At 68.6% G+C, this 23,010-nt stretch carries 20 protein-coding genes; 16 read left to right on the top strand and 4 right to left on the bottom strand.

The genetic code is table 11. The annotated features are described in order from the left end of the window. Positions 1-32 precede the first annotated feature (32 nt). From cheY to A9976_RS22225, 7 genes are all read left to right on the top strand, one after another. Positions 33-419, top strand: coding sequence for a chemotaxis response regulator CheY (gene cheY / locus A9976_RS22255; protein WP_012202534.1), 387 nt, complete (start codon positions 33-35; stop codon positions 417-419). 10 nt (positions 420-429) lie between these two features. Then, a complete protein-coding gene (locus tag A9976_RS22250; protein ID WP_183020807.1) occupies positions 430-1,044 on the top strand; it encodes a protein phosphatase CheZ in 615 nt (204 codons plus the stop codon). Positions 1,045-1,264: 220 nt separating this feature from the next. Beyond that, positions 1,265-2,440: a flagellar biosynthesis protein FlhB gene (locus A9976_RS22245; RefSeq protein WP_183020806.1), complete on the top strand. Its 1,176-nt coding sequence runs from the start codon at positions 1,265-1,267 to the stop codon at positions 2,438-2,440. Then, positions 2,437-4,536 (top strand): flagellar biosynthesis protein FlhA, encoded by a 2,100-nt coding sequence (gene flhA, locus A9976_RS22240; protein ID WP_183020805.1) that lies wholly within the window; start codon positions 2,437-2,439, stop codon positions 4,534-4,536. Before A9976_RS22245 ends, flhA begins: the two co-directional genes overlap by 4 nt. Continuing rightward, the gene (gene flhF, locus A9976_RS22235; RefSeq protein WP_183020804.1) at positions 4,533-6,188 is read left to right on the top strand and encodes a flagellar biosynthesis protein FlhF; all 1,656 of its coding nucleotides are present in this window, start codon (positions 4,533-4,535) and stop codon (positions 6,186-6,188) included. The genes flhA and flhF overlap by 4 nt, the downstream gene beginning before the upstream one ends. After that, complete coding sequence (locus A9976_RS22230; protein ID WP_183020803.1) at positions 6,181-7,062, top strand: hypothetical protein; 882 nt, start codon at positions 6,181-6,183, stop codon at positions 7,060-7,062. The genes flhF and A9976_RS22230 overlap by 8 nt, the downstream gene beginning before the upstream one ends. Before the next feature lie 5 nt (positions 7,063-7,067). Beyond that, complete coding sequence (locus A9976_RS22225; protein WP_012202528.1) at positions 7,068-7,781, top strand: RNA polymerase sigma factor FliA; 714 nt, start codon at positions 7,068-7,070, stop codon at positions 7,779-7,781. A gap of 211 nt (positions 7,782-7,992) precedes the next feature. Here the strand turns inward: A9976_RS22225 and A9976_RS22220 are convergent, their stop codons facing one another. Continuing rightward, entirely contained in the window at positions 7,993-9,444 is a 1,452-nt protein-coding gene (locus A9976_RS22220; RefSeq protein WP_183020802.1) for a PLP-dependent aminotransferase family protein, read from the bottom strand. A 227-nt stretch (positions 9,445-9,671) separates the two neighbouring features. On the opposite strand from A9976_RS22220, the gene A9976_RS22215 reads away from it, so the two are divergent. The 5 genes from A9976_RS22215 to A9976_RS22195 all read left to right on the top strand — a co-directional run bounded on the left by A9976_RS22215 (position 9,672) and on the right by A9976_RS22195 (position 14,606). Continuing rightward, complete coding sequence (locus A9976_RS22215; RefSeq protein ID WP_183020801.1) at positions 9,672-10,274, top strand: LysE family translocator; 603 nt, start codon at positions 9,672-9,674, stop codon at positions 10,272-10,274. 232 nt (positions 10,275-10,506) lie between these two features. Continuing rightward, on the top strand, positions 10,507-11,691 hold the full coding sequence (locus A9976_RS22210) for a PLP-dependent aminotransferase family protein (protein WP_183020800.1): 1,185 nt from the start codon (positions 10,507-10,509) through the stop codon (positions 11,689-11,691). Between the two features lie 86 nt (positions 11,692-11,777). Then, entirely contained in the window at positions 11,778-12,737 is a 960-nt protein-coding gene (locus A9976_RS22205) for a PhzF family phenazine biosynthesis protein (RefSeq protein ID WP_183020799.1), read from the top strand. A gap of 91 nt (positions 12,738-12,828) precedes the next feature. After that, positions 12,829-13,512 (top strand): histidine phosphatase family protein, encoded by a 684-nt coding sequence (locus tag A9976_RS22200; protein ID WP_034398008.1) that lies wholly within the window; start codon positions 12,829-12,831, stop codon positions 13,510-13,512. A gap of 119 nt (positions 13,513-13,631) precedes the next feature. Continuing rightward, positions 13,632-14,606 carry a tripartite tricarboxylate transporter substrate binding protein gene (locus A9976_RS22195; protein WP_183020798.1) on the top strand — a complete coding sequence of 325 codons (975 nt, stop codon included), beginning with the start codon at positions 13,632-13,634 and terminating at the stop codon, positions 14,604-14,606. A gap of 203 nt (positions 14,607-14,809) precedes the next feature. Here A9976_RS22195 and A9976_RS22190 read toward each other — a convergent pair whose 3' ends face one another. Together A9976_RS22190 and A9976_RS22185 are read right to left on the bottom strand one after the other, a co-directional pair. Next, entirely contained in the window at positions 14,810-15,670 is an 861-nt protein-coding gene (locus tag A9976_RS22190; protein WP_183020797.1) for a creatininase family protein, read from the bottom strand. 29 nt (positions 15,671-15,699) lie between these two features. Continuing rightward, a complete protein-coding gene (locus A9976_RS22185) occupies positions 15,700-16,677 on the bottom strand; it encodes a tripartite tricarboxylate transporter substrate binding protein (protein ID WP_183020796.1) in 978 nt (325 codons plus the stop codon). A 214-nt stretch (positions 16,678-16,891) separates the two neighbouring features. Here A9976_RS22185 and A9976_RS22180 point away from each other — a divergent pair, with 214 nt between their 5' ends. The 4 genes from A9976_RS22180 to A9976_RS22165 all read left to right on the top strand — a co-directional run bounded on the left by A9976_RS22180 (position 16,892) and on the right by A9976_RS22165 (position 21,934). Next, positions 16,892-19,162: a protein-disulfide reductase DsbD gene (locus A9976_RS22180; protein WP_183020795.1), complete on the top strand. Its 2,271-nt coding sequence runs from the start codon at positions 16,892-16,894 to the stop codon at positions 19,160-19,162. Positions 19,163-19,355: 193 nt separating this feature from the next. After that, complete coding sequence (locus A9976_RS22175) at positions 19,356-19,889, top strand: hypothetical protein (protein WP_013800334.1); 534 nt, start codon at positions 19,356-19,358, stop codon at positions 19,887-19,889. A gap of 235 nt (positions 19,890-20,124) precedes the next feature. Continuing rightward, complete coding sequence (nhaA, locus tag A9976_RS22170; RefSeq protein ID WP_183020794.1) at positions 20,125-21,396, top strand: Na+/H+ antiporter NhaA; 1,272 nt, start codon at positions 20,125-20,127, stop codon at positions 21,394-21,396. Between the two features lie 28 nt (positions 21,397-21,424). Next, the gene (locus A9976_RS22165; RefSeq protein ID WP_183020793.1) at positions 21,425-21,934 is read left to right on the top strand and encodes a CoA-binding protein; all 510 of its coding nucleotides are present in this window, start codon (positions 21,425-21,427) and stop codon (positions 21,932-21,934) included. Between the two features lie 230 nt (positions 21,935-22,164). On the opposite strand, the gene A9976_RS22160 is transcribed toward A9976_RS22165, so the two are convergent. Beyond that, a complete protein-coding gene (locus A9976_RS22160; RefSeq protein WP_183020792.1) occupies positions 22,165-22,998 on the bottom strand; it encodes a GNAT family N-acetyltransferase in 834 nt (277 codons plus the stop codon). Positions 22,999-23,010 lie beyond the last annotated feature (12 nt).

Below are 23,010 nucleotides of genomic sequence, written 5' to 3'. Positions count from 1 at the left end.
TACCGAGCACCTACCGACCGAAAGGGCCTCACGTGGCTAATGCCCTGCGTTTTTTGATCGTTGACGACTTCTCCACCATGCGGCGCATCGTGCGCAATCTGCTCAAGGAGAGCGGCTTTCCCGAAGCCGATGAAGCCGAAGACGGCGTCGTGGCACTGCACAAGCTGCGCAACAGCAAGTTCGATTTCGTGGTGACGGACATCAACATGCCCAACATGAACGGCTTCCAGCTGCTCACCGAAATCAAGCAGGACGACAAACTCAAGCACCTTCCCGTGCTGATGGTGACGGCCGAGGCACGCAAGGAGGACATCGTGGCAGCGGCCCAGGGCGGCGCGGCAGGCTACATCGTCAAGCCCTTCACCAAGGCCACGCTGGAAGAGAAAGTCAACCTGATCCTCAAAAAGCTGGGCCTGTAGGGCACGCGCCATGAGCAACCCGGATGTCCCCGACAGCGTCCACTACAAGGTAGGCGTTCTCACGCGCCAGCTGCATGACTCGCTCAACGAGTTGGGCTATGCGGACCGATTGCGCGGCAGCATGGGAGAGCTGCCGGATGCGCAAAGCCGCCTTTCCTACATTGCGCGGCTGACCGGAGAGGCCGCGGAGAAGGTCCTCAACCGTGTCGAGCTGGCCAAGAGCCAGCAGGACCGGCTGGCCGAGCGCGTGCGCGCCATGAGGGCACAGATGGTCGAGGACCCCGTGGCGGCCGTGGCCAAGGGCCGGGTGATGAACTTCCTGGAGGAAGTCGAGCAGGGCACGCAGCAGGCCGACGAGCACCTCACCGAGATCATGATGTCCCAGGACTTCCACGATCTCACGGGCCAGGTCATCGCCCGCGTGGTCTCGCTGGCCGCCGATCTGGAGGACCAGCTGGTGCAGTTGCTCATCCAGACCTCGCCCAACCCGCAGCAGACGGCGCTGGAGCCCCTGGAAAAACCCAAGGAGCACCTCGCCGGCCCCGTGGTCGATCCCGAGAAGACGCCCGATGTGGTGACTTCGCAGTCCCAGGTGGACGATCTCCTGGCCAGCCTGGGATTCTGATCATCCTGGGGGCGCCCGGCGCCTCCCCTCTCATTGCAGGGAAGCCTCTTTCGCTTGGGCGCAAGGGGCTGACTGCCATCTTCGCGGCGCCCTTGCACCATGCGGCTGCCGCTCCTCCCCTTGTGCAGACAGCACATAAGCGCCGCTTGAGCCCCGCTTATCGGGGCTTCGCCTGCCTGGCTTGTTCCGACAATGACGCAAATCCTTCCGTCATTGCGCCATGGACTCCAGCCAAGACAAAAGCCTTCCCGCCACCGAACGCAAACTGCAGAAAACGCGTTCTGACGGCCAGGGTGCGCGCTCCCGGGACCTGTCCCACCTGGCCATTCTGGGCACGGGTGCGCTGATGATGCTGATGGGCGCCGAGCCCCTGATCCAGCACCTGCGCATGGCACTGGCCCAGCAACTGGTGTTCGACGCACACACGGCCAAGACGCCGGCCCTCATGATGGAGCGCATGCTGTCCATGGGCAGCCTGGGCCTGAAGATTTCCCTGGGCGTTGCCGCCGTCACCACGGCTGCAGCCGTGCTCTCGGGCATGCTGGCCGGCGGCTGGATCCTGAGCCTCAAGCCCATACAGCCGCAGTTCAACCGCCTCAATCCGCTGTCGGGCCTGACCAATCTGTTTTCCAAGCAGCAGATGGTCACCGTGGCGAAGATGGTGGTGATGACGGCCATCCTCGCCTTCGTGGCCTGGAAGTTCATGAGCAGCCATCTCGCCGAGATCGCCGCCATCTCCTCCCAGCCTTCGGCCATGGCGCTGACCATGACCGGCCAGTGGCTTGCCAGCGGCGTGGCCCTGCTGTTGCTGGTGGTGTTCCTGATGGCCGTGATCGACGTGCCGCTGCAGGCCTACCTGTTCAAGTCGCGCCTGAAGATGAGCCACGAGGAAGTCAAGCAGGAGCACAAGGAGTCCGACGGCAACCCGCAGATCAAGAGCAAGATCCGCCAGAAGCAGCGCGAGATCGCCGACCGCGCCAGCGTCAACGCCGTGCCGCGCGCCGACTTCGTGGTCACCAACCCCACGCACTATGCCGTGGCGCTGCGCTACGACGAAAAGACCATGGCCGCCCCGCAGGTCATCGCCAAGGGCACGGACCTGGTGGCGCTGAAGATCCGCGAAGTCGCGGGCGCCCACAAGATACCGGTGCTCGAATCCCCGATGCTGGCGCGCGCCCTGTACGCGCACGCCGACCTGGACCAGGCCATTCCCGCCGCGCTGTACACGGCCGTGGCCCAGGTCCTGGCCTATGTCTACCGCCTGAAGGCCGCACTGCGCGGCGAAGGCCCCATGCCTGGCGATCTCGGCGAACCCGTCGTGCCCGCCGAACTCGATCCGCACCAGGGCCGCCGCGCGCCAGGCGCCGCCGCGACCACTGAAGGTACTGCTCCATGACGACGAATCCGCTCCAATCCCTGCAATCGATGTGGTCGAGCGAGAACGCCAAGTTCGCTCAGGGCCTGATGGCGCCGCTGCTGGTGGTGGCCATCCTGGCGCTGATGGTGCTGCCCATTCCGCCGTGGCTGCTGGACACCTTCTTCACGCTGAACATCGCCGTGGCGCTGATGGTGATGATGGTGGCGGCCTACATGATCCGGCCGCTGGACTTCGCGGCCTTCCCGTCGGTGCTGCTGCTGACCACGCTGATGCGCCTGTCGCTGAACGTGGCCTCCACCCGCGTGGTGCTGCTGGAGGGCCACACCGGCCCCGGCGCGGCCGGCGCGGTGATCGAGGCCTTCGGCCACTTCCTGATCGGAGGCAACTTCGCCGTCGGCCTGATCGTGTTCGCCATCCTGGTGGTGATCAACTTCGTGGTGATCACCAAGGGTGCCGAGCGTATCGCCGAAGTCTCGGCCCGCTTCACCCTGGACGCCATGCCCGGCAAGCAGATGGCCGTGGACGCCGACCTGAACGCCGGCCTGATCGACGAAAAGGAAGCCAAGCGCCGCCGCGCCGAGGTGCAGGAAGAGGCCAATTTCTTCGGCTCCATGGACGGTGCCAGCAAGTTCGTGCGCGGCGACGCGGTCGCCGGCATCCTGATCCTGGTGATCAACATCATCGGCGGCTTCGCCATCGGCATGATCCAGCACGGCCTGTCGGCCGGCCAGGCCGCCGACAGCTACATCCTGCTGGCGGTGGGCGATGCGCTGGTCGCGCAGATCCCCGGCCTGCTGATCTCGGTGGCCGCGGCCATGGTGATCTCGCGCGTGGGCAAGGAAACCGACATGGGCCAGCAGATCGCGCAGCAGCTGTTCATGTCGCCCAAGGTACTGGGCATCACGGCCGGCGTGCTGGGCCTGCTGGGCGTCATTCCGGGCATGCCGCACGTCGTTTTCCTGTGCACGGGCGCGCTGCTGGGCTGGCTGGCCTGGATGCTCTCGCGCCGCCAGCAGGAGCGCGCCTCCCAGCAGGCCCAGGCGCCCGCACCCGTGGCCCCGCCCAGCGACGGCGAAGCCACCTGGGACGACCTGCAGCCCGTGGACCTGCTGGGCCTGGAGCTGGGCTACCGCCTGATCACCCTGGTGGACAAGGGCCGCCAGGGCGACCTGCTGACCCGCATCAAGGGCGTGCGCCGCAAGTTCGCCCAGGAAGTGGGCTTCCTGCCCCCGGCCGTGCATGTGCGCGACAACCTGGAGCTCAAGCCCAGCGCCTACCGCATCACCCTGCGCGGCGTGATGGTGGGCGAGGGCGAGGCCTTCCCCGGCATGTTCCTGGCCATCAATCCGGGCGGCATCAGCACCCCGCTGATCGGCACCCAGACCACCGACCCGGCCTTCGGCCTGCCCGCCCACTGGATCGACGAACGCCAGAAGGAAGCGGCACAAATGGCAGGCTTTACCGTGGTTGATTCGGAAACCGTGATGGCCACCCATTTGTCACACTTGATGCAAGTGCATGCAGCCAAGCTGATCAGCCGTACCGAGACGCAGCAGTTGGTGGAGCATGTGGCCAAACTGGCTCCCAAGCTGATCGAAGAAGTCATTCCGAAAATGGTGTCCATCACGACGTTCCAGAAAGTGCTCCAGCTGCTGCTGGAGGACTCGGTGCACGTGCGTGACATCCGCACCATCATCGAGACGCTGGCCGAGCACTCCTCGACCACGCAGGACCCTGCCGAGCTGGCCCGCCGCGTGCGCATTGCGCTGTCGCCGTCCATCGTCCAGCAGATCTACGGCCCGACCCGTGAGCTGAACGTCATCGCCATCGAGCCCGGACTCGAACGCCTGCTGGTGCAGGCGCTGTCCAACCCCGGCTCCCCCTCACTGGATCCCGGCGTGGCCGAGATCCTCACCCAGAAGGCGGCCGACATGGCCAACCAGCAAGAAGAGCTGGGCCTGCCTGCCTGCCTGCTGGTTCCCGATTCCATCCGCAATTCCATTGCCCGCCTGGTGCGCCGCGTGGCGCCGCGTCTGCAGGTTCTCGCCCACAGCGAGATTCCCGAAACGCACACCATCCGCATCGGCTCGATTCTTAAAGGTGCATCCGCATGAACATCAAACGCTTCTACGCCCCCACCTCCCGCGAGGCCCTGGCCAAGGCGCGCATGGCTTTCGGAGCGGGCACCCTGATCCTTTCCAACCGCAACACGCCCGATGGTGTGGAGGTCATGGCCACGGCCGAGGACACGCTGGAGCACAGCAAGGCCGCTGCCAGCAGCACGCCGCTGCAGCAGGCCATCGAGCGCCGCTCCGCAGAGGAAACCACGGGCCTGCGCCCGCAGGTGCAGGCTCAGTTGATCCAGGCGCGGACCCAGCCGCGCACGGCGCAGCCGGCACTGCAGACCGCGCAGGCGGCTCCATCGCGTGCTTCCCAGGCAACGTCGTCGGCGATTGCACAGGCCATCTCGCAGGCAGCCTCGCTGTCGGCAGACGGTGCCGAGCCGGCCGGCCTGCGCCAAAGCGTGCAGGAAGACACCGAACAGCTGGCCATGAGCACCCTGTCCTTCCAGGACTATGTGCGCGAACGCATGCTGCGCCGCCGCCATGAGGCCGGCGTTGACGAGCCGCTGCCCAGCTTTGCCCAGCGCCGCAGCCTGGGCGACGCCCTGCGCGAAGCACCGGCCTCCGCGCCCATGGCGGCACAGCAGCCGTTCAAGGCACAGCCCGCGCCTTCCGTGGCCCGCCACAACCCGCTGCGCGCCAGCGCCGAAGCGCCATTGCGCGAGCCCCTGCGCAGCGAGCCCGCACCGACCATGGCCTCCCAGGCACTGCGCGATGAGCTGCAGTCCGTGCGCGACCTGATCGAAGAGCGCTTCAACACCCTGACCTGGTTGGGCCAGACGCGCCAGAACCCCATCCACGCCAACCTCACGCACAAGCTGATCCGCGCGGGCTACTCCCCCGTGCTGGCCCGCGCCCTGGTCGAGCACATGCCCCAGGACCTGTCTGCCGGCGATGCCGTGCGCTGGCTGATGCAGGTGCTGGAACGCAATCTGCGCACCGACGCCGACCAGGCACCGCTGTACGAGCAAGGCGGCGTCTTCGCCCTGGTGGGCTCCACCGGCGTGGGCAAGACCACGACCACGGCCAAGCTGGCCGCCCTGTGCGCAGCCAAGTACGGCGCCGCCAGCGTCGGCCTGATCACCCTGGACACCTACCGCGTCGGCGCCCACGACCAGTTGCGCTCCTATGGCCGCATGCTGGGCGTGGTGGCCCACCTGGCCCATGACCGCGCCGCGCTGCAGGACCTGCTGGGCCTGCTGGCCAACAAGCAGCTGGTGCTGATCGACACCACGGGCGTGGCCCCGCGCGATCCGCGCAAGGACGAGATCCTCGACCTGCTGGACCTGCCCGGCATCCAGAAACTGCTGGCCGTGAACGCGGCCGGCCAGGGCGATGCGCTGGACGATGTGATGCAGGCCTTCAAGGCGCGCGGCTCCAGCCAGGCCATCCTCACCAAGGTGGACGAGGCCGTGAAGCTCGGCCCCTCGGTGGACACGCTGATCCGCCACCAGATGCAGCTGCGCGGCGTGACCAACGGCCAGCGCGTGCCCGAAGACTGGGAACGCGCCGATGCGCAGCAACTGGTCTCCGCCTCCATGCGCGCCGCCACCCGCTCGGCCTTCGATCCCAAGGCACTGGACCTGGACTTCTTCTTCACACCGTCCAGCCCCAGCACGGAAGGCGAGATCCACCATGCTTGAAACCTTCCCCCAGTTGCACCAGGGCCTGGGCCTGCACGGCCAGCCGGGCGCCGCCGCCCCCATGGGCCTGCGCGTGCTGGCCATGCTGCGCGATACGGCCACCGACCCGCAGGGCCAGGCCGAACAATCCCTGCTGTGGCCGGTCTGCGCCAGCCTGCAGCGCCTGGGCCTGCCCGTCCTCGTGCTGGATGCCGGCCAGGGCGAGGCCGCCGACGCGCCGGGCCTGGCGCAGCTGCTGCAGCAAAGCGCCTGGCAGGCCCGTACCGGCCTGCACCCCGATCCCCGCCACAGCTCGGTGGCCGTGCTGCCCGCCCGCCAGGGGCTGGAGCTGCTGCCCCAGCAGGCGCGCCAGGCCGGCATGACGCCCATGCAGTGGCTGCAGCGCCACGTGCGCGGCTACGCCATCGTCATGCTGTATGCCAATGCCGACACGCTGGCCAGCAACCTGGCCGGCCAGGCCGTGCACCCGCTGATGGTGCTGCCCGAACAAGGCACCCGCGTGCTGGGCTGCTACCGCCAGCTCAAGCAGCTGGCCATGCATGCCGGCCTGCGCTGCCTGCTGGCGCCGCTGCTGCCCAACCCTGACGACCTGGGCGTGACCAGCTACGATTGGCGCCGTGGACAGACAGGCGCCCGCAGCCAGGCCGAGGACGCGCAACAGATGCAGTCCCAGATCGACGCGCTGATGCGCTGCGCGCAGCGCCACCTGGGCCATGCGCCGGGGCTGCTGCCCGTGCGCCTGCACCATGCACCGGACTTGCAGCGCCTGGCGCTGCAACTGCTCAACCATGCGGGCAGCGTGTTGCCACATGGCGGCCAGGATCTGGCCGCCGGCTTCGCGCCGCTGCCCGCATCCCATGCCTGGAGCCACTGACCGCCATGTACACCGCCAAAGGCCAACTCGACCGCGATGCACTGATCCGTCGGCATGTACCCCTGGTACGCCGGATCGCGCTGCACATGATCGCCAAGCTGCCTCCCAATGTGGAGCTTGATGATCTGATACAGGTCGGAATGATCGGCCTGGCCGAAGCCCTGTCCCGCTTCGAGAGCGAGCAGGGCGTGCAATTCGAGACCTTCGCCAGCCAGCGCATCCGTGGCGCCATGCTCGATGAGCTGCGCGAAGGCGACTGGATGAGCCGCAGCTCCCGCAAGAGCCAAAAGGACATAGAGCACGCGCTGCACCGCCTGGAGCAGCGCCTGGGGCGCACGCCGCTGGAATCCGAGATCGCCGACGAGCTGGGCATGGACCTGGACGACTACCAGTCGCTGCTGGGCAAGGTGCGCGGCACGCAGCTGGTGTATCTGGAGGACATGTCGGGCGGCGACGAGGGCGAGGACTTCCTCGAACGCCACGTGGCCGACAGCGGCGCCGATCCCTTTGCCCTGCTGCGCGACCATCGCCTGCGCGTGGCCCTGGTCGAAGCCATCAAGGCCCTGCCCGAGCGCGAGCAGTACATCATGGGCATGTACTACGAGCACGACATGAACCTCAAGGAAATCGCCGCCGTGCTCGGCGTGACCGAATCGCGCGTGTGCCAGCTGCACAGCCAGGCGATCGCGCGTCTTCGCACGAAGATGCGGGCGCATTGACTGGGGGCACCCCCTGAGGCGCTGACGCGCCTTCCCCCTCTCTACCCGCTGCGCGGGGGAGGGGGACGACAGCCTCGCTGCGGGGCGGCCCTTGCTTGCTGTCTCTCGTTTTGGGGCGCGCCGGGTTTTGGCGCTGCTGGTCTGATCTATGTTTGCGGATCGATGCCGCCTCCCAGCCTTCCGCCCCCTTTTCCCTCTCCCATTCCCTTTTCTATGCGCTGCCGCGCATGGCCTGGACTTCGCGCTCGAAGATGCGCCAGAAGGCGGGCTCCTGCGTGGTGGCGAAGTTGATGCGCATGCAGGTGCTGGGCTGGCGGCCGGCGTGGAACATGGTGCCGGGGGCGATGAAGTAGCCGGCGTCCAGCAGGCGCTGGGCCAGGGTTTCGGTATCCACGCCGGTGTCCACCCAGCCGAACATGCCGGCCGGCTCGGCCGCGAAGCGGGCGCCGGCCTGCTGGGCCAGTGCCACGCTGCGCATGCGGGCCTGGGCCAGGTGCTGGCGCAGGCGCTCGGCATGGCGGCGCAGCTGGCCCTGGTCCATGCAGTGGGCCAGGGCGCGTTCCATCAGCGAGGGGGTGGTGAGCGTGGACAGCAGCTTGGTGTCCACCAGGCGCTCCACCAGGGCGGGCGGGGGCGCCAGGTAGCCCACGCGCCAGTTGGGCGCCAGCAGTTTGGCGAAGCCGCTCACATAGATGCTGTGGCTGAGCCGGTCCAGCACGGTCATGCGCGCGGCGTGGTCGGGCGCGATCTCGCCATAGGTATCGTCCTCCACCACGTAGAAGCCGAATCGCCGTGCCAGCTGCAGCACCTCGTGGGCGCTGGCCGGTGACAGGCTGTAGCCGGTGGGGTTGTGCAGCACGCTCACGCTGACGTAGAGCTTGGGTGCGCAGCTTTCGCAGTAGCGCTGCATCACGGCCAGGTCCGGCCCGTCGGGGCCGCGCGGCACGGGCAGCACGCGCATGCCCAGCGATGCCAGGCGCGCGAATTCCACGGCCCAGCCGGGTTCCTCCACCATCACCGGGTCGCCCGGCTGCAGCAGGGCGCGGCTGACCACGTCCAGCCCATGCGTTGCGCCCATGGTGGTGATGATGTGCTGCGGCGCCGCCGCAATGCCCAGGCGCGCCAGGCGCCGCGACAGCGCCTCGCGCAGGCCGATGTCGCCCAGCGGGTCGCCGTAGCCCACGCAGGAGTCGTGCAGGGACTTGCCCGAGCAGGCCTTGCGCATGGCTGCCGCCAGGAAGCCGGCCTCCAGCCACTCGGCCGGCAGCACGCCCGCACCGGGCTGCGGCCTGCCGCCCACGCTCTGGTGGAACATGCCGCGCACCAGCATGGAGGCATTGATGCGCGTGCCCTTGGGCACGCCAGGGGCCTCCTCGGCGGGGATGGCCCGGGCCTGTTCGGGCTGCAGCAGCGGCGCATCCTGCACGAAGTCGCGCACGAAGAAGCCGCTTTGCGGCCGTGCCTCGACCAGGCCCTGGGCCTGCAGCAGGTCATAGGCGGCCACCACCGTGTGCGTGCTCACGCCCTGCTGGCGCGCGCATTCGCGCACCGAAGGCAGGCGTGCGCCCGCAGGCAGCAGCCGCATGCGGATGCGCTCTCCCAGGCGCTCGGCCAGCTGGGTGCTCAGGGTCTGCGGCGCCAGCCGCGAGAGGGGAACGGTCATGCGGAAACGGGTGTGAACGGCTGCAAACGGCTGCGAAGGGGTCACCAGAAAGTCACTGTATCGGGATAGGCACCAATACAGAACATGCAATTGAGGGTTCAACTGTATTGGCACTGTACAGGTCTTGCACCTATATTTCATGCATTCGTGCTGCGGAGAAGGCCTGCCGGGCCCTCCTCCCCAACAGCCCCTGCCGCCTGTATGGAGACCTTCGGGGCCACCGCCTCATGCCACCGTCCGAACTCACCGCCTTGCTGCTGCTCGCCGCTTCCATGAGCTTCAGCCCCGGTCCCAACACCACGCTGTCCACGGCCCTGGCCGCCAACCACGGCCTGCGCCCGGCGCTGCGCTTCGTCCTGGCCGTGCCCGTGGGCTGGTGCGTGCTGCTGGTACTGAGCACGGCCGGCGTGGGCGCGGCCATTGTCGCGGCGCCGCTGCTGCTGTGGCTGGTCAAGGCCGCCGGCATCGGCTACCTGCTGTGGATGGCCTGGCGCCTGAGCCGCAGCGCGCAGATGGCCTCGCTGCAATCGCCGCAGCAGCTGCAGGTCGGCTTCTGGCAGGGCGTGGGACTGCAATTCGTGAACATCAAGGCCTGGCTGCTGGCGCTGGCCATCGTCGCCGGCTGGCTGGCGGGGCGCGAGGACCTGACCGAGCGCCTGACCGTGGTGCTGCCCGTCATGGCCGCCTATGCCTTTTTCAGCAATCTGCTGTATGCCTGCGTGGGCGCGCTGCTGCGCCACTGGCTGGCCCAGGGACGCAGGCTGCTGTGGTTCAACCGTGCCATGGCGGCCATGCTGGCGCTGACGGCGATGTGGATGGTGGCCGCATGAGGGTCCTCCACCCACGCCCAGGCAAAGGCCGTACTGGCCTGCCCAGCTATTGAAGGGAGGATGCGCAGACCCTTCACGGCCGCGACAAAATACCCTCATTGCCGGCGCAAGAGCGGGCGCGCCATCCGCACTCCGCTCTTCACATGCGGCCGGCCCGTGCCCCACGACGGCATGGCAATCCATACCAGTCCGCCCGCATGGCGGGCACCGCAAGACCTAGAACTGTTTTTTTATGACGACCTGGACGCTGGCAGACCGTGCTGCCAAGATGAACCCCTCCGCCATCCGCGAAATCCTCAAGCTCACCGACCGTCCCGGCATCATCAGCATGGCGGGCGGCCTGCCCTCGCCGCTGGCCTTCCCGCTGGATGAGTTCACCCAGGCCTGCCAGACCGTGATGCAGCGCGATGGCGCCTCGGCCCTGCAGTACGCCACCAGCGAGGGCTTCGCCCCCCTGCGCCAGGCCGTGGCCGACTTCCTGCCCTGGGAAGTGGACCCCGACCAGGTGCTGATCACCACGGGCTCGCAGCAGGCGCTGGACCTGATCGGCAAGGTCTTCCTGGACCGTGGCAGCCGCATGCTGGTCGAAAAGCCCACCTACCTGGGCGCTCTGCAGGCCTTTGCACCGCAGGAACCGATTCCCGTGGGCGTGGACAGCGATGACGACGGCATCCTCGTCGAGGACTTCGCCGCCAAGGCCGGCACCGGCACCGACAAGGCCCGTCTGGCCTACGTGCTGCCCAACTTCCAGAACCCCACCGGCCGCACCATGGCCGAGGCACGCCGCCAGGCCCTGGTGGACAAGGCGCGCGAACTCAACATCCCGCTGATCGAGGACAACCCCTACGGCGACCTGTGGTTCGAGCAGGCCCCTGCCCTGCCGCTGGCCGCGCGCAACCCGGAAGGCGTGATCTACCTGGGCTCCTTCTCCAAGGTGCTGGCCCCGGGCCTGCGCATCGGCTTCCTGGTCGCGCCCAAGTCCGTCTACAACAAGCTGCTGCAGGCCAAGCAGGCGGCCGACCTGCACACGCCGGGCTTCAACCAGCGCGTGGTCTCCGAGGTCATCAAGGACGGCTTCCTGGACCGCCATGTGCCCACCATCCGCGCCATGTACAAGCGCCAGCGCGACGCCATGCTGGCCGCGCTGGAGCGCGAAATGGCCGGCCTGGACGTGCAGTGGACCCGTCCCGTGGGCGGCATGTTCCTGTGGGTGCGCCTGCCCCAGGGCATGGATGCGCAAAAGCTGCTGCCCGCCGCCGTGGAACGCGGCACGGCCTTCGTGCCCGGCGCGCCGTTCTATGCGGACGAGCCCCAGGCCAACACGCTGCGCCTGTCCTACGTGACGGTGTCGGCCGAGCAGATCGACAAGGGCATCGCCGCCCTGGCCGACGCCATCCGCTCGCAGCTGTCGGCCTGATACGCACAGCCCCGGCTGTCCCCTGAAAGCCGGCTTTGCGCCGGCTTTCTTCATCCCGCATTGCCCATCGCAACCCTGCCCTTGCCATGACCTCCACCGCCGCTCCCCGCCAGCGCCCCTACATGACCGTGGACGTGTTCACGGCACGGCCCTACCTGGGCAATCCGCTGGCCGTCGTGCTCGACGCCACCGGGTTGACCGATGCGCAGATGCAGTCCTTCGCGGCCTGGACCAATCTGTCCGAAACCACCTTCGTGCTGCCTCCCACCGAGGCCGGCCGCGCTGCAGGCGCCGACTACCGCGTGCGCATCTTCACGCCGGGCGGCGAGCTGCCCTTTGCCGGCCATCCCACGCTGGGCAGCTGCCACGCCTGGCTGGCGCAGGGCGGCGTGCCTCAGCAGGCCCGGCGCATCGTGCAGGAATGCGCCAAGGGGCTGATCGGCATCGTGCGCCAGGACGGGCGCCTGGCCTTTCAGGCACCGTCCACCGACATCGGCGACGTGGAGCCCGGCCTGCTGGATGACGTGGCGGCCGCGCTGGGCGCAGAACACGGCCAGATCCTGCATGCGGCCTGGCTGGACAACGGCCCGCGCTGGATGGGCGTGCTCTTCGAGCACCCCGACCAAGTGCTGGCGCTGGAGCCCGACCATGCAAGGCTCAAGGCGCTGAACACCAAGGTGGGCGCCTGCGCGTTGTACGAAAGCGCGCAAGATGCACCGGCACTGATCGGCCGCAGCAGCCGCGAGGCCCGCGCCTTTGCCACGGGCCAGCGCCCGGCCGGGGCCGATGCGGATGCTGCCCCCCGCCTGGAAGTGCGCGGCTTCGCCAGCCCCGTCGGCGTCACCGAAGACCCCGTCACCGGCAGCCTCAACGCCAGCCTGGCCCTGTGGCTGCGCGGCGAAGGCCTGCTGCGTGCGCCCTACATCGCCAGCCAGGGCTGCTGCGTGGGGCGCGACGGTCGCGTGCATGTCAGCGAGGACGCGCAGGGCGCGCTGTGGATAGGCGGCCATGTCGTGGAATGCGTGAGCGGCCAGGTGCTGTTGTAGGGCCTGCCGGGTTGCCGGAATCTGTCGCCAAGGCGGCAGCCAGTCGCCCGCAGGACAAACGCCGGCGCCGGCGCTGGCCACAATCCGCGCCATGGGAACCCTCTATCTTGTGCGCCATGGCCAGGCCTCGTTTGGTGCCGAAGACTACGACCAGCTCAGCGAGCGCGGCACGGCGCAGTCGCAAAGGCTGGGTGCCTACTGGCGAGAGCGCGGCCTGCGCTTCGACGCTGTCTACACGGGCACGCTGCGCCGCCATGCGCAGACGCTGGCCGGCATCGCCGACGGCCTGGGCAGCCTGCCTGCCGAGCAGCACCGCACCCAGGCGCTTGCAGGCCTCGATGAATACGACAGCGGCGCGCTGCTGCAGGCCATCCATCCGGCGCCCCTGCCCAAGCCCGACACGCCCGAGCTGTACCGCCACCACTTCCGCCTGCTGTGCGATGCCCTGGCCCAGTGGATGGCCGGCACCATCAGCCCCAAAGGCATGCCCAGCTGGGATGATTTCTCGGGCGGCGTGCGCCAGGTGCTGGAGCGCGTGCGCCACGAGCATGCCGACGAAAACGTGCTCCTGGTCAGCAGCGGCGGCCCCATCTCCACGGCCGTGGGCCATGTGCTGGGCACCTCGCCCGAGGTCACCATTGCGCTGAACATGCGCATCCGCAACAGCGCCGTGACCGAGTTCACCACCAGCCCCAAGCGCCTGATGCTGCAGACCTTCAACACGCTCAACCACCTGGACACGGACGAGCACCGCAGCTGGATCACCCACGCCTGAGCCGCCCCCGGCAACGCTGTCACACAGCTATCGCGCCAGGGCATAGCAGCCAGAACACGGGCGCTCTGGGCCGGCCTGCGCTTTTGCGCCACACTCGCCGGCCAGGAGACAAAAGACCCATGAACAAACGCCGTTTCACGCGCAGCGCACTGGCCTGCGCGACCCTGCTGCTGGCCGCCATCACCAGCCAGGCCCAACCCCTCTCGAACAAGCCCATCCGCATCGTCGTGCCCTTTGGCGCGGGCGGCGTGGCCGACGTCACCTCGCGCGTCGTCGCGCAAAAGCTGGCCTCGCAACTGGGCCAGCCCGTCATCATCGACAACAAGCCCAGCGCAGGCGGCATCGTCGCCGCCGACACCGTGGCCAAGTCCGCGCCCGACGGGCACACGCTGTTCCTCATGTCCAACGGCAGCGCCGTCACCGTGGGGCTGTTCAACCAGCTGCCCTTCGACATGGTCAAGGACTTCAAGCCCATCTCCACCCTGGGCTACTTCGACATCGGCGTGCTCACCGCCAGCGACTCGCGCTTCAAGAACCTGGGCGAGCTGGTGGCCTGGGCCAAGGCCAACCCCGGCAAGCTCAACATCGGCAGCATCGCCATCGGCAGCACCCAGCATCTGGCAGCCGAACTGTTCAAGACCACGGCCGGCATCGACGCCCAGATCGTGCCCTTCAACGGCACCCCTGCCGTGGTCACGGCCCTGCGCGGCAGGCAGATCGACGCGGCCGTGGAAATCCTCACGCCCATCATGGGCCAGATCAACTCCAAGGCCGTCAACTTGCTGGCCATCACCGGCGACAAGCGCTCGGCCCTGCTGCCCGGCGTGCCCACGGCCCAGGAGTCAGGCGTCAAGGGCTTCGTCGCCTCCTCCTGGAACGCCCTGGCCGCCCCCGCCAAGACCCCTCCGGAAATCATCGCCCGCCTGAACAAGGAAATCGCCGCCGCCGTGAACTCCCCCGAAGTCACGCAGAAACTGCGCGAGATGAACGTGCAGGCCCAATCCAGCACGCCCGAGCAGACCGCGCAATTGCTGCAGTCGGAAATCAAGCGCTGGGGCGACGTGATCGTCCAGGCCAAGATCCCGAAACAGTAAAAAAGGCCGAGCGCAGCGAAGGCCTGCAACAACTCCCCGTATGTCAGCGCAGGTGGCCCCGCAGCGCAGCGAAGGGGTCGCGGACATTCGGGCGCATTTCTTCGCCTACTTTCTTGCTGCGCGGCAAGAAAGCGGGTCGGCCGCCGGGCCGACTCCCGGCCTCGAAAAACAACCACCCGGCAGGGTCCAAAAAAGACCAAAAACTAAAGAGGCTCCGGCGCCCTTCCGACAGTATCCGCAGGCAGCGCAACCATCTCGGACAACAACCGCACCAGCCCCCGAGCCGAAGCCTCCACCATCAAGGCCCCCCGCTCGGCCGTAGCCCCCGCAGCATTCCCCACCGCCCCGCAAACGTTGTAATCCTCGATGGCCCAGCCCATCTTCGCGCTTCGCCCATTGCCCAGCAAGGCATGCCGCCGCGCCCTATCCTCCGAAGTGGAATGGAAGTCCCGCGCATGCTCCATGCGCACGGTCGCAGGCGCCAGGTGCAGCATCATTGACGTCTCGACTTCGCCGCCATGGATGCCGAAGCGGTGCTCGTGTGCACTGAACTGCGCATTGGCCGCATCGTCCACCAGGCCGAACCAGCTGCTGCTGTAGACCAGCAGGCCATGGCGCATGCGCAGCTCGCGCGCCACGATGTCCATCACGCTGACCTGTCCGCCATGGCCATTGAGCAGCAGCAGCCGGCGCACGCCGGCGCGTGCCACGCAGGCGCCCAGCTCGGTCCACAGCGCGATCACCGTGGCGGGCGACAGCGTCAGCGTGCCTGCAAACGATTGGTGCTCCACGCTGAAGCCGATGTTCTGCGGGGGAAGAAAGAGCACGGGCAGCTCGGCCGGCAGCAGCGGCAGGGCCGCATCGATCACGCCCTGCAGCAGGCAGGCATCGACGGACAGCGGCAGGTGCGGGCCGTGCTGCTCCACGGCGGCCACGGGCAGCACCGCCACGGTTTCCGCGGCAAGCCCCGCCTGGGCCAGCGCGAAATCGCGCGCCGATACTTCGGCCCACCAGCGCGATGGCCAGGTACCGAGGGACGTGTGTGGAGGCGGGGAGCTTGGCATGGCCATGATCTTAGCCCCCGCCCCGCGTCTCATTCGACCTTGAAGTTGGATTCCCTGACGATGCGTTTCCAGCGCTCGTTGTCCGACTCGATCAGCCGCGCGAACTCCTCGGGCGTTCCCCGGCGCGGCACATAGCTGTAGCTGCGCAGCTTGGCCAGCACGTCGGGCATCTGCATGACCTTGTCCATCTGCTGCGCGAGCTGGGCCACGATGTCGCGGGGCGTGCCCTTGGGCGCGAGCAGGCCCGACCAGGAGCTGAAGCCCATGCCGTCCACGCCGGCCTCCTTGATGGTGGGCACCTGGGGAAAGACTTCGGCGCGCTGGGGCAGCAGCACGGCCAGGGCCTTGACCTTGCCCGTGCGGATCATCTCCACCGAGGTGAAGGAGTCGAACGAGAAATCCACCTCGCCCGCCACCACGGCCTGCATCTGCGGCGCCGTGCCCTTGTACTGGGCGTTGACGATGCCCGGCGCGCCAATCACCTTCTTGAACTGCTCGGTGATCAGCGAAATCATGCTGCTGCCCGAGGACACGCTCAACGGCTTGCCCTGTTTGGCCATGGCGACCAGCTCCTGCAGGCTGTTCACGGGCAGGTCCTTGCGTGCGATGAGGACGAAGCCCACGTCGCACAGATGGCTGATGGGCTCGAAGCTGGACAGCGCCTCGTAGCTGGTCTTGTAGAGCACGGGGCTCAGCGTCTGCGCGCCTGCCGTGTTCATCAGCAGGGTGTAGCCGTCGGGCGCGGCGCGGGCGGCCAGTTCCGTGCCGATGACACCGTTGGCGCCGCCCTTGTTGTCCACCACGAAGGACTGGCCGGTCAGCTCCCCGAGCTTTTGCATGGCCAGCCTTGCCACCACGTCGGTGGTGCCGCCTGCGGGAAAGGGCACGATCACGCGCACGGACTTGTCGGGATAGGCAGCGGCCGCGCTTGCGTGCTGCGGCAGTCCCCAGGCTGCGGCCGCTGCCGCGCCGGCGGCCAGGAAGTGGCGGCGAGATGTCTCCTGCATGGCTTGTCTCCTTGTGTTGCTCTATCCCGGATGGGTGGCCGGTCCATGATGGGCAGCGGACCCTTCGCCTGTCCAATACCAAGCGCCTATGCAACGATATCTTTTGCCAATCGTCTTGTGAAAACGCACAAAGGATTCCATGGCGCAGGCCGCTACCATCGCCGCCTGTAGCCAGGGGAACCAAAGATCACGCCCCGGGCTCCCATAGTCCGCCATGCCACTCCAAACGCCTCCTCGCCACACCGCACCCCAGCGCCTCGCCTTCTGGCTTCTCGCCCTCCTCCTGGCCGCCACCGGCCTGCTGGCCTCCCATGCCGGCGCTCAGATCCGCCTGAAGACCGGCAGCGGCCCGGCAGCGGCCGTGGACACGCCACGCGTGCGGGCCGAGCTCGTGGCCCAGGCACCCGAAGGCGTTCAGCCCGGACAGACGCTGTGGCTGGGCCTGCTGATCACCCACCAGCCCGAATGGCATACCTACTGGAAGAACGCCGGTGACTCCGGCCTGGCCACCGAGCTGAACTGGCAGCTGCCTGCAGGCCTGACGGCGGGCGAGATCCAGTGGCCTGTTCCCGAGGCGCTGCGCGTGGGCCCTCTGCTCAACTACGGCTATGAGGGCCAGGTGCTGCTGCCGGTGCCCGTGCAGGTGGCCGCCGACTTCAAGCCGCCCGCCTCCGGCATGCTGGACCTGCGCCTGCATGCGAACTGGCTGGTCTGCCGCGTGGAGTGCATTCCCGAGGAAGGCGATTTCCAGCTGCAACTGCCCGTGCAGGGCAGCACGGCAGGCCAGGGTCAGGCCTTCATCCAGGCCTGGGCGCTCAAGCCCCAGGCACTGCCTGCGCCGGCCCAGGCCAAGGTGGTGCCGGCCAGCCAGCCAGCAGCAGAAGGCAGTACGCCCGACGAGCGTGTGCAGCTGCGCATCGAGGGTCTGCCGGAAGCCCTGCAGGGCCGCACGCTGGACTTCTATCCTGAATCACCGGACACCTTCCGCCATGCAGCCGAACTGGGCAAGGACTGGCAGCAGCGCTGGGATGGTGCGGCCTGGGTGGCCGAGCTGCCCCTGTCCGACATGCGCGGCGAGACCCCGGCCAGGCTGCCCGTGGTCCTGGCCCTGCCGCCTGCCGAGCGCGCCGCAGCGCTGGAGCAGGGCCAGCCCGTGGCCTGGCGCGCCGAAGCCCCGGTCGAGGGCCGCTGGACGGCCGCCGCCATGGCCAGCGTTTCCCCCGCGCTGGCCGCCGCCCTGGCTGCCAATCAGGCTGCCGCACCGGCCGCCAGCGCCACCAGCCTGTGGATGGCCTTGCTCGGTGGCCTGGTGGGTGGACTGATCCTCAATCTCATGCCCTGCGTCTTCCCGGTGCTGGCCATCAAGATCCTGGGCTTTGCACGACATGGCCAGGACCGCCGCGCCCAGCGGCTGGGAGGGCTGGCCTATACGGCGGGCGTGGTCCTGTCCTTCCTGGCCCTGGGCGGACTGCTGCTGGCGCTGCGCGCGGCAGGCGAGCAGCTGGGCTGGGGGTTTCAGCTGCAGTCGCCGGCCATCGTGGCCCTGCTGGCGGCCCTGTTCACGCTGCTGGGGCTGAACCTGGCCGGCCTGTTCGAATTCGGCTCCATGCTGCCCGGCCGCTGGGCTGCGGCCCATGCGCGGCATCCGGTGGCCGATGCCTTTCTGTCGGGCGTGCTGGCCGTGGCCATTGCCTCGCCCTGCACGGCGCCGTTCATGGGTGCCTCGCTGGGCTTTGCCATCGACATGCCGGCCTTGCAGGCGCTGACGGTGTTTGTCGCCCTGGGCCTGGGCATGGCCCTGCCCTATCTGCTGGCCAGCTTCGTTCCCGCCGTGGTGCGCTGGCTGCCGCGCCCGGGCGCCTGGATGGATACCTTCCGCCGCGCCATGGCCTTCCCCATGTTCGCCACCGTGGTCTGGCTGGTCTGGGTGCTGGGACACCAGAGCGGCATCGACGCCGCCACCGCGCTGCTGGCCCTGCTGTTGGCCTTCAGCGCCCTGGTCTGGACGCTGACGCTCAAGGGCCGCACGCGGGCCGTGCTGGCCACGCTGGCCGTGGCGCTGGGGGGCGCGCTGCTGGTCACCACCGCCCCCCTGATCGCCACACCTGCCCAGGCGGAGGGCACGGGCACGGCGTCCGCTGCAGGCGAGCGCTGGCAGCCCTGGTCGGCCGCCCGCGTGGCCGAGCTGCAGGCGGCGGGCAAGCCCGTGTTCGTGGACTACACGGCCGCCTGGTGCGTGACCTGCCAGGTCAACAAGCGCACCACGCTCAACCATGAGGAGGTGCTGGCCGCCTTCGAGCAGCACGGCGTGACCCTGCTGCGCGCCGACTGGACGCGGCGCGACCCGGCCATCACCGCCGCGCTGCAGCAACTGGGCCGCAGCGGCGTGCCCGTCTATGTGCTGCATGCGCCGGGCAAGCCGCCGGTGGTGCTCAGCGAGCTGCTATCGAAGAACGAGGTACTGGGGGCCTTGGCCGCGCTTTGACGGCACGCCCTCCTGGGACAAACCCCGATTTTGGGTAGGTCCCAGGCCTACATTTGTTGCAGCGCACGCCGTCCTAGACTGGATGCATCCGGGGAATACCGCAATCCGAACGCTAGGCGCCGCGGCTGCCGCCCGACTCCGGAGACCCGCCCGCGCGGCAACTGCCCGCCCTGCACGACACAGGAGGTGGGCCATGCATGCACTGATCACCCATTCGCACCCTTCGGGGGTGCACCATCGTTCACGCGGCAAGGGATTGCTGCTGGCGCTGGGGCTTGCCAGCCTGGCCGTGGCGGGGATCGTCCTGCCCTTTGTCTGGGACCTGCTGGGCTTCGTCAACGGATTGCCCAAGATGGGATGGCTGCAATCCATCCTGGCGGTCTCGCCGGTGTTCAGCTGGCTGATGATGTTCGCCTGGGGCCTGGCCGTTCCCGTGGCGCTGATCTATGCGCTGTACCACCCGCAGACCCATCCCTGGGGCAATGCCGCCATGGTGGCGGGCGCCATGTTCATCGCCGTCACCTGGTACGTGCACATGCCCGCCGCATCGCAATGCACGGCGATGTACCCGCAGACCGGCATGGCCTGCTCGGTGCTGCAATGGGGCTTCAGCATGAGCCTGGGCGTGGCAACGGCGGCCTATGTGTTCCTGGTCTTCATGATTGCGCTGTCCTCGCTGGGGCTGCTGGCCGAATGCGTTGCGCGCAATGAGCCGCCCAGGCCCTGAATCCGCAGGGTCTTGCGCAAGGGTCCCGGCCGCCGATTTTTCGCCGCCGGGCCGCCCCAAGGCAAAAAGCGGCCCCCTCGGGGGGCAGCGGACCTTGCGCAGCAAAGGGAGCGTGGGGCTTCTTTTATAATGGCGGCTGGGTGTCCAGACCGCATGGGGCGGCAGGACAGGTGTTGATAGCGCAGGTCGGGCCGCCTGCGCACCGGGGCCGCAAGGCCCCTTTGCTGCTTTGCACATGAACACCTACACGACCCCGCGGCCGTCCGGCCCGCGCACGCCCCTTTTCCTGTCTTTCGCCGATCGCGTCGGCGCCTTCCTGTCCCGCTGGTCCCATGCCGAGGCCGCGGGCGGCATCGTGCTGCTGCTGGCAGCGGCCGCCGCCCTGCTCTGGGCGAACTCCGCCTGGGCCGGCGCCTATGAGGCGCTGTGGCACACGCCGCTGAGCATGGGCCTGGGCCCGTGGCAGTTGTCGCAGTCCCTGCATTTCTGGGTCAACGATGCGCTGATGAGCGTGTTCTTCCTCGTGGTCGGCATGGAGATACGCCGCGAGATGCATTCCGGCGCACTGGCCCAGCCGCGCCAGGCGCTGCTGCCCGTGATGGCCGCGCTGGGCGGCGTGGTGGCGCCGGCCCTGATCTTCCTGGCCTTCAATGCCGCGCCGCCGCTGCGCAACGGCTGGGCCGTGCCCACGGCCACCGACATCGCCTTTGCCATGGGCGTGCTGGCCCTGCTGGGCCGGGGCCTGCCTCCCGCGCTGCGCGTGTTCCTGCTGGCGCTGGCCATCATCGACGACCTGGTGGCCGTGCTCATCATTGCGCTGTTCTATTCGGGCGGGCTGCAGTGGAGCCAGCTGCTGGTGGCCGCCGCCGGCCTGGCCGGCGTGTTCCTGCTGCAGTCGCTGGGCGTGCGCCGCGCCTGGGCCTATGTGCTGCCGGGCGCCGTGCTCTGGTGGGGCATCTGGCAGACCGGCGCCCATCCCACGCTGGCCGGCGTGGTGCTGGGCCTGGTGACACCCGTGCACGCGCTGGCAGGCCGCGAAAGCGCCGCGCCCGTGGAGCGCGTGCAGGCGGACCTGCATCCCTGGGTGGCCTTTGGCGTGATGCCGCTGTTTGCGCTGGCCAATGCCGGCGTGCCGCTGCAGGGCGCGGGCACCGCTGGCATCGATGTGGCGGGCGCATCGGCCGTGATGTGGGGCGTGGCCCTGGCCCTGGTGCTGGGCAAGCCGCTGGGCGTGCTGCTCAGCTGCTGGCTGGCCGTGCGCCTGCGGATGTGCGCGCTGCCGCCAGGCATGGGCTGGAGCGACACACTGCTGGCCGGCCTGCTGGCAGGCATTGGCTTCACCATGGCCATCTTCATCGCCACGCTGGCCTTTGACAGCGAGGCCCTGCTCAATGCCGCCAAGCTGGGGGTGCTGATGGCCTCGGCCACGGCCGCCGTGCTGGGGCTGGGCTGGGGGATGGTGCTGCGCCGCCGCCATGCTGCAGAAGCGACAGCCCTGCCCGCCTGAGCTGCATGCACTGCGTACACTGCGGCGCATGAGCGATACAGCAACAGACTCCCGCCTGCGTGACATCCTCGTGCAGTGCCGCACCCTGGCCGTGGTCGGCCTGTCGCCGCAGCCCGAGCGGCCCAGCCAACAGGCCTCGCAGTACATGCAGCGCCATGGCTACCGCATCGTTCCCGTGAACCCCGTGGTGGCGCGCGAGGGCGGCCGCATCCTGGGCGAGCCCGTCCATGCCAGCCTGGCCGACGCTGCGGCCGCGCTGGCCGCCCAGGGCCTGCGCATCGACATGGTCGATTGCTTCCGAAAGAGCGAGGACATCCCGCCGCTGGCCGCCGAGGCCGTTGCCGTCGGCGCACGCTGCCTGTGGCTGCAACTGGGCGTGGTCAACGATGCCGCCCTGGAGCCGGCCCGTGCCGCAGGCCTGTGGACCGTGCAGGACCGCTGCGTGAAGATCGAGCACCAGCGTCTGCTGGCCGATGCGGCGCCCGCCGCACAGCAGCCCGGCAATGGCCCGGCGATGACCCAGGAAAGTAGTCCATGAAAAAGGCCGCAGCCTGCGAACAGGCTGCGGCCTCGAATTGGCGTGGACCAAGGCCCGGTCAGTCCGGTGCAGGTTACCTGCCTCCGTCCGGGTGTCTGCTTCAGCCCACATCCAGCATCATGCACGGTCTTTGTGACAGCCCTGTGATGCACATCACGGTCCGGCTCATTGCACAAGAAGCCGGATCCGCCCTCTCTTCCCGGAATGTCCCCAATATCGCCGCGCCGGCCTCAGCCGCGCCGCGTGAACAGGCGCAGGTAGCGCGAAGGCAGGTCCTGCATGCGCATCATGATGGGCAGGTCGGCCGTGTTGAAGTCGCTGTCCCAGGCCGGCGCGCCCAGCACCTTGGCGCCCGTGCGCAGATAGCCCTGGATCAGCGCGGGCGGCTCCACGCTCATGCCGCTGGTACTGACCGAGGCCAGCTCCTCGGGCAGGGCCACGCGGGGACGCACCTGCAGCTCAGGCTCGGCCAGATGGGTCTGGCGCAGTTGCTGCCAGACGCGCGCCGGTCCCTCGCCATGGGCCAGGCCCGGGTACTGCATGGGAATGCTGGCGCAGCCGACCATGGCGTCGAGTTGGTTGCGCTGCATGAATTCGGCCAGTGCGCCCCACAGCGCCAGGATCACGCCGCCCTGGCGGTGCGATGCATGCACGCAGCTGCGGCCCAGCTCCACCATGCGCGGGCGCCAGGCGTGCAGCGGGGCGAGGTCGAATTCCTGGTCGGAGTAAAGGCCGCCGGCGCGCAGCGCCTGGGTGGGCGTCAGCAGGCGGTAGGTGCCGATGACCACGCCCCGGTCGGCATCGCAGACCATGAGGTGCTCGCAGAAGTCGTCGAAGGCGTCGATGTCGTGTCCGGCCAGCGGCGTCTGCAGCACGGCGCCCATCTCGGCGGCGAACACCGCATGGCGCAGACGCTGCACCTGTCGCACTTCGTCAAGGTGCCGGGCCCAGCGCACGTCCAGCCGCAGGGGTTTGTCTGCGGCCTGGGGTGGCTGGAGAAGCGCGGAAAGCGGGGGCTTGGCGACGTCGATCGCCGCGTTGCGAAGGGTGTCAAGAACGTCCATATGCCCGCCTTC

The sequence above is a fragment of the Delftia sp. UME58 genome (assembly GCF_014170385.1).
GTDB lineage: Bacteria > Pseudomonadota > Gammaproteobacteria > Burkholderiales > Burkholderiaceae_C > Comamonas > Comamonas acidovorans.
This window is presented reverse-complemented; position numbering and strand designations above follow the sequence as displayed.

Coding starts and splice junctions, on each gene's coding strand:
- A9976_RS22250 (WP_183020807.1), top strand. CDS start 430: ATGAGCAACCCGGATGTCCCCGACAGCGTCCACTACAAGGTAGGCGTT.
- A9976_RS22245 (WP_183020806.1), top strand. CDS start 1,265: ATGGACTCCAGCCAAGACAAAAGCCTTCCCGCCACCGAACGCAAACTG.
- flhA (WP_183020805.1), top strand. CDS start 2,437: ATGACGACGAATCCGCTCCAATCCCTGCAATCGATGTGGTCGAGCGAG.
- flhF (WP_183020804.1), top strand. CDS start 4,533: ATGAACATCAAACGCTTCTACGCCCCCACCTCCCGCGAGGCCCTGGCC.
- A9976_RS22230 (WP_183020803.1), top strand. CDS start 6,181: ATGCTTGAAACCTTCCCCCAGTTGCACCAGGGCCTGGGCCTGCACGGC.
- A9976_RS22225 (WP_012202528.1), top strand. CDS start 7,068: ATGTACACCGCCAAAGGCCAACTCGACCGCGATGCACTGATCCGTCGG.
- A9976_RS22220 (WP_183020802.1), bottom strand. CDS start 9,444: ATGACCGTTCCCCTCTCGCGGCTGGCGCCGCAGACCCTGAGCACCCAG.
- A9976_RS22215 (WP_183020801.1), top strand. CDS start 9,672: ATGCCACCGTCCGAACTCACCGCCTTGCTGCTGCTCGCCGCTTCCATG.
- A9976_RS22210 (WP_183020800.1), top strand. CDS start 10,507: ATGACGACCTGGACGCTGGCAGACCGTGCTGCCAAGATGAACCCCTCC.
- A9976_RS22205 (WP_183020799.1), top strand. CDS start 11,778: ATGACCTCCACCGCCGCTCCCCGCCAGCGCCCCTACATGACCGTGGAC.
- A9976_RS22200 (WP_034398008.1), top strand. CDS start 12,829: ATGGGAACCCTCTATCTTGTGCGCCATGGCCAGGCCTCGTTTGGTGCC.
- A9976_RS22195 (WP_183020798.1), top strand. CDS start 13,632: ATGAACAAACGCCGTTTCACGCGCAGCGCACTGGCCTGCGCGACCCTG.
- A9976_RS22190 (WP_183020797.1), bottom strand. CDS start 15,670: ATGCCAAGCTCCCCGCCTCCACACACGTCCCTCGGTACCTGGCCATCG.
- A9976_RS22185 (WP_183020796.1), bottom strand. CDS start 16,677: ATGCAGGAGACATCTCGCCGCCACTTCCTGGCCGCCGGCGCGGCAGCG.
- A9976_RS22180 (WP_183020795.1), top strand. CDS start 16,892: ATGCCACTCCAAACGCCTCCTCGCCACACCGCACCCCAGCGCCTCGCC.
- A9976_RS22175 (WP_013800334.1), top strand. CDS start 19,356: ATGCATGCACTGATCACCCATTCGCACCCTTCGGGGGTGCACCATCGT.
- nhaA (WP_183020794.1), top strand. CDS start 20,125: ATGAACACCTACACGACCCCGCGGCCGTCCGGCCCGCGCACGCCCCTT.
- A9976_RS22165 (WP_183020793.1), top strand. CDS start 21,425: ATGAGCGATACAGCAACAGACTCCCGCCTGCGTGACATCCTCGTGCAG.
- A9976_RS22160 (WP_183020792.1), bottom strand. CDS start 22,998: ATGGACGTTCTTGACACCCTTCGCAACGCGGCGATCGACGTCGCCAAG.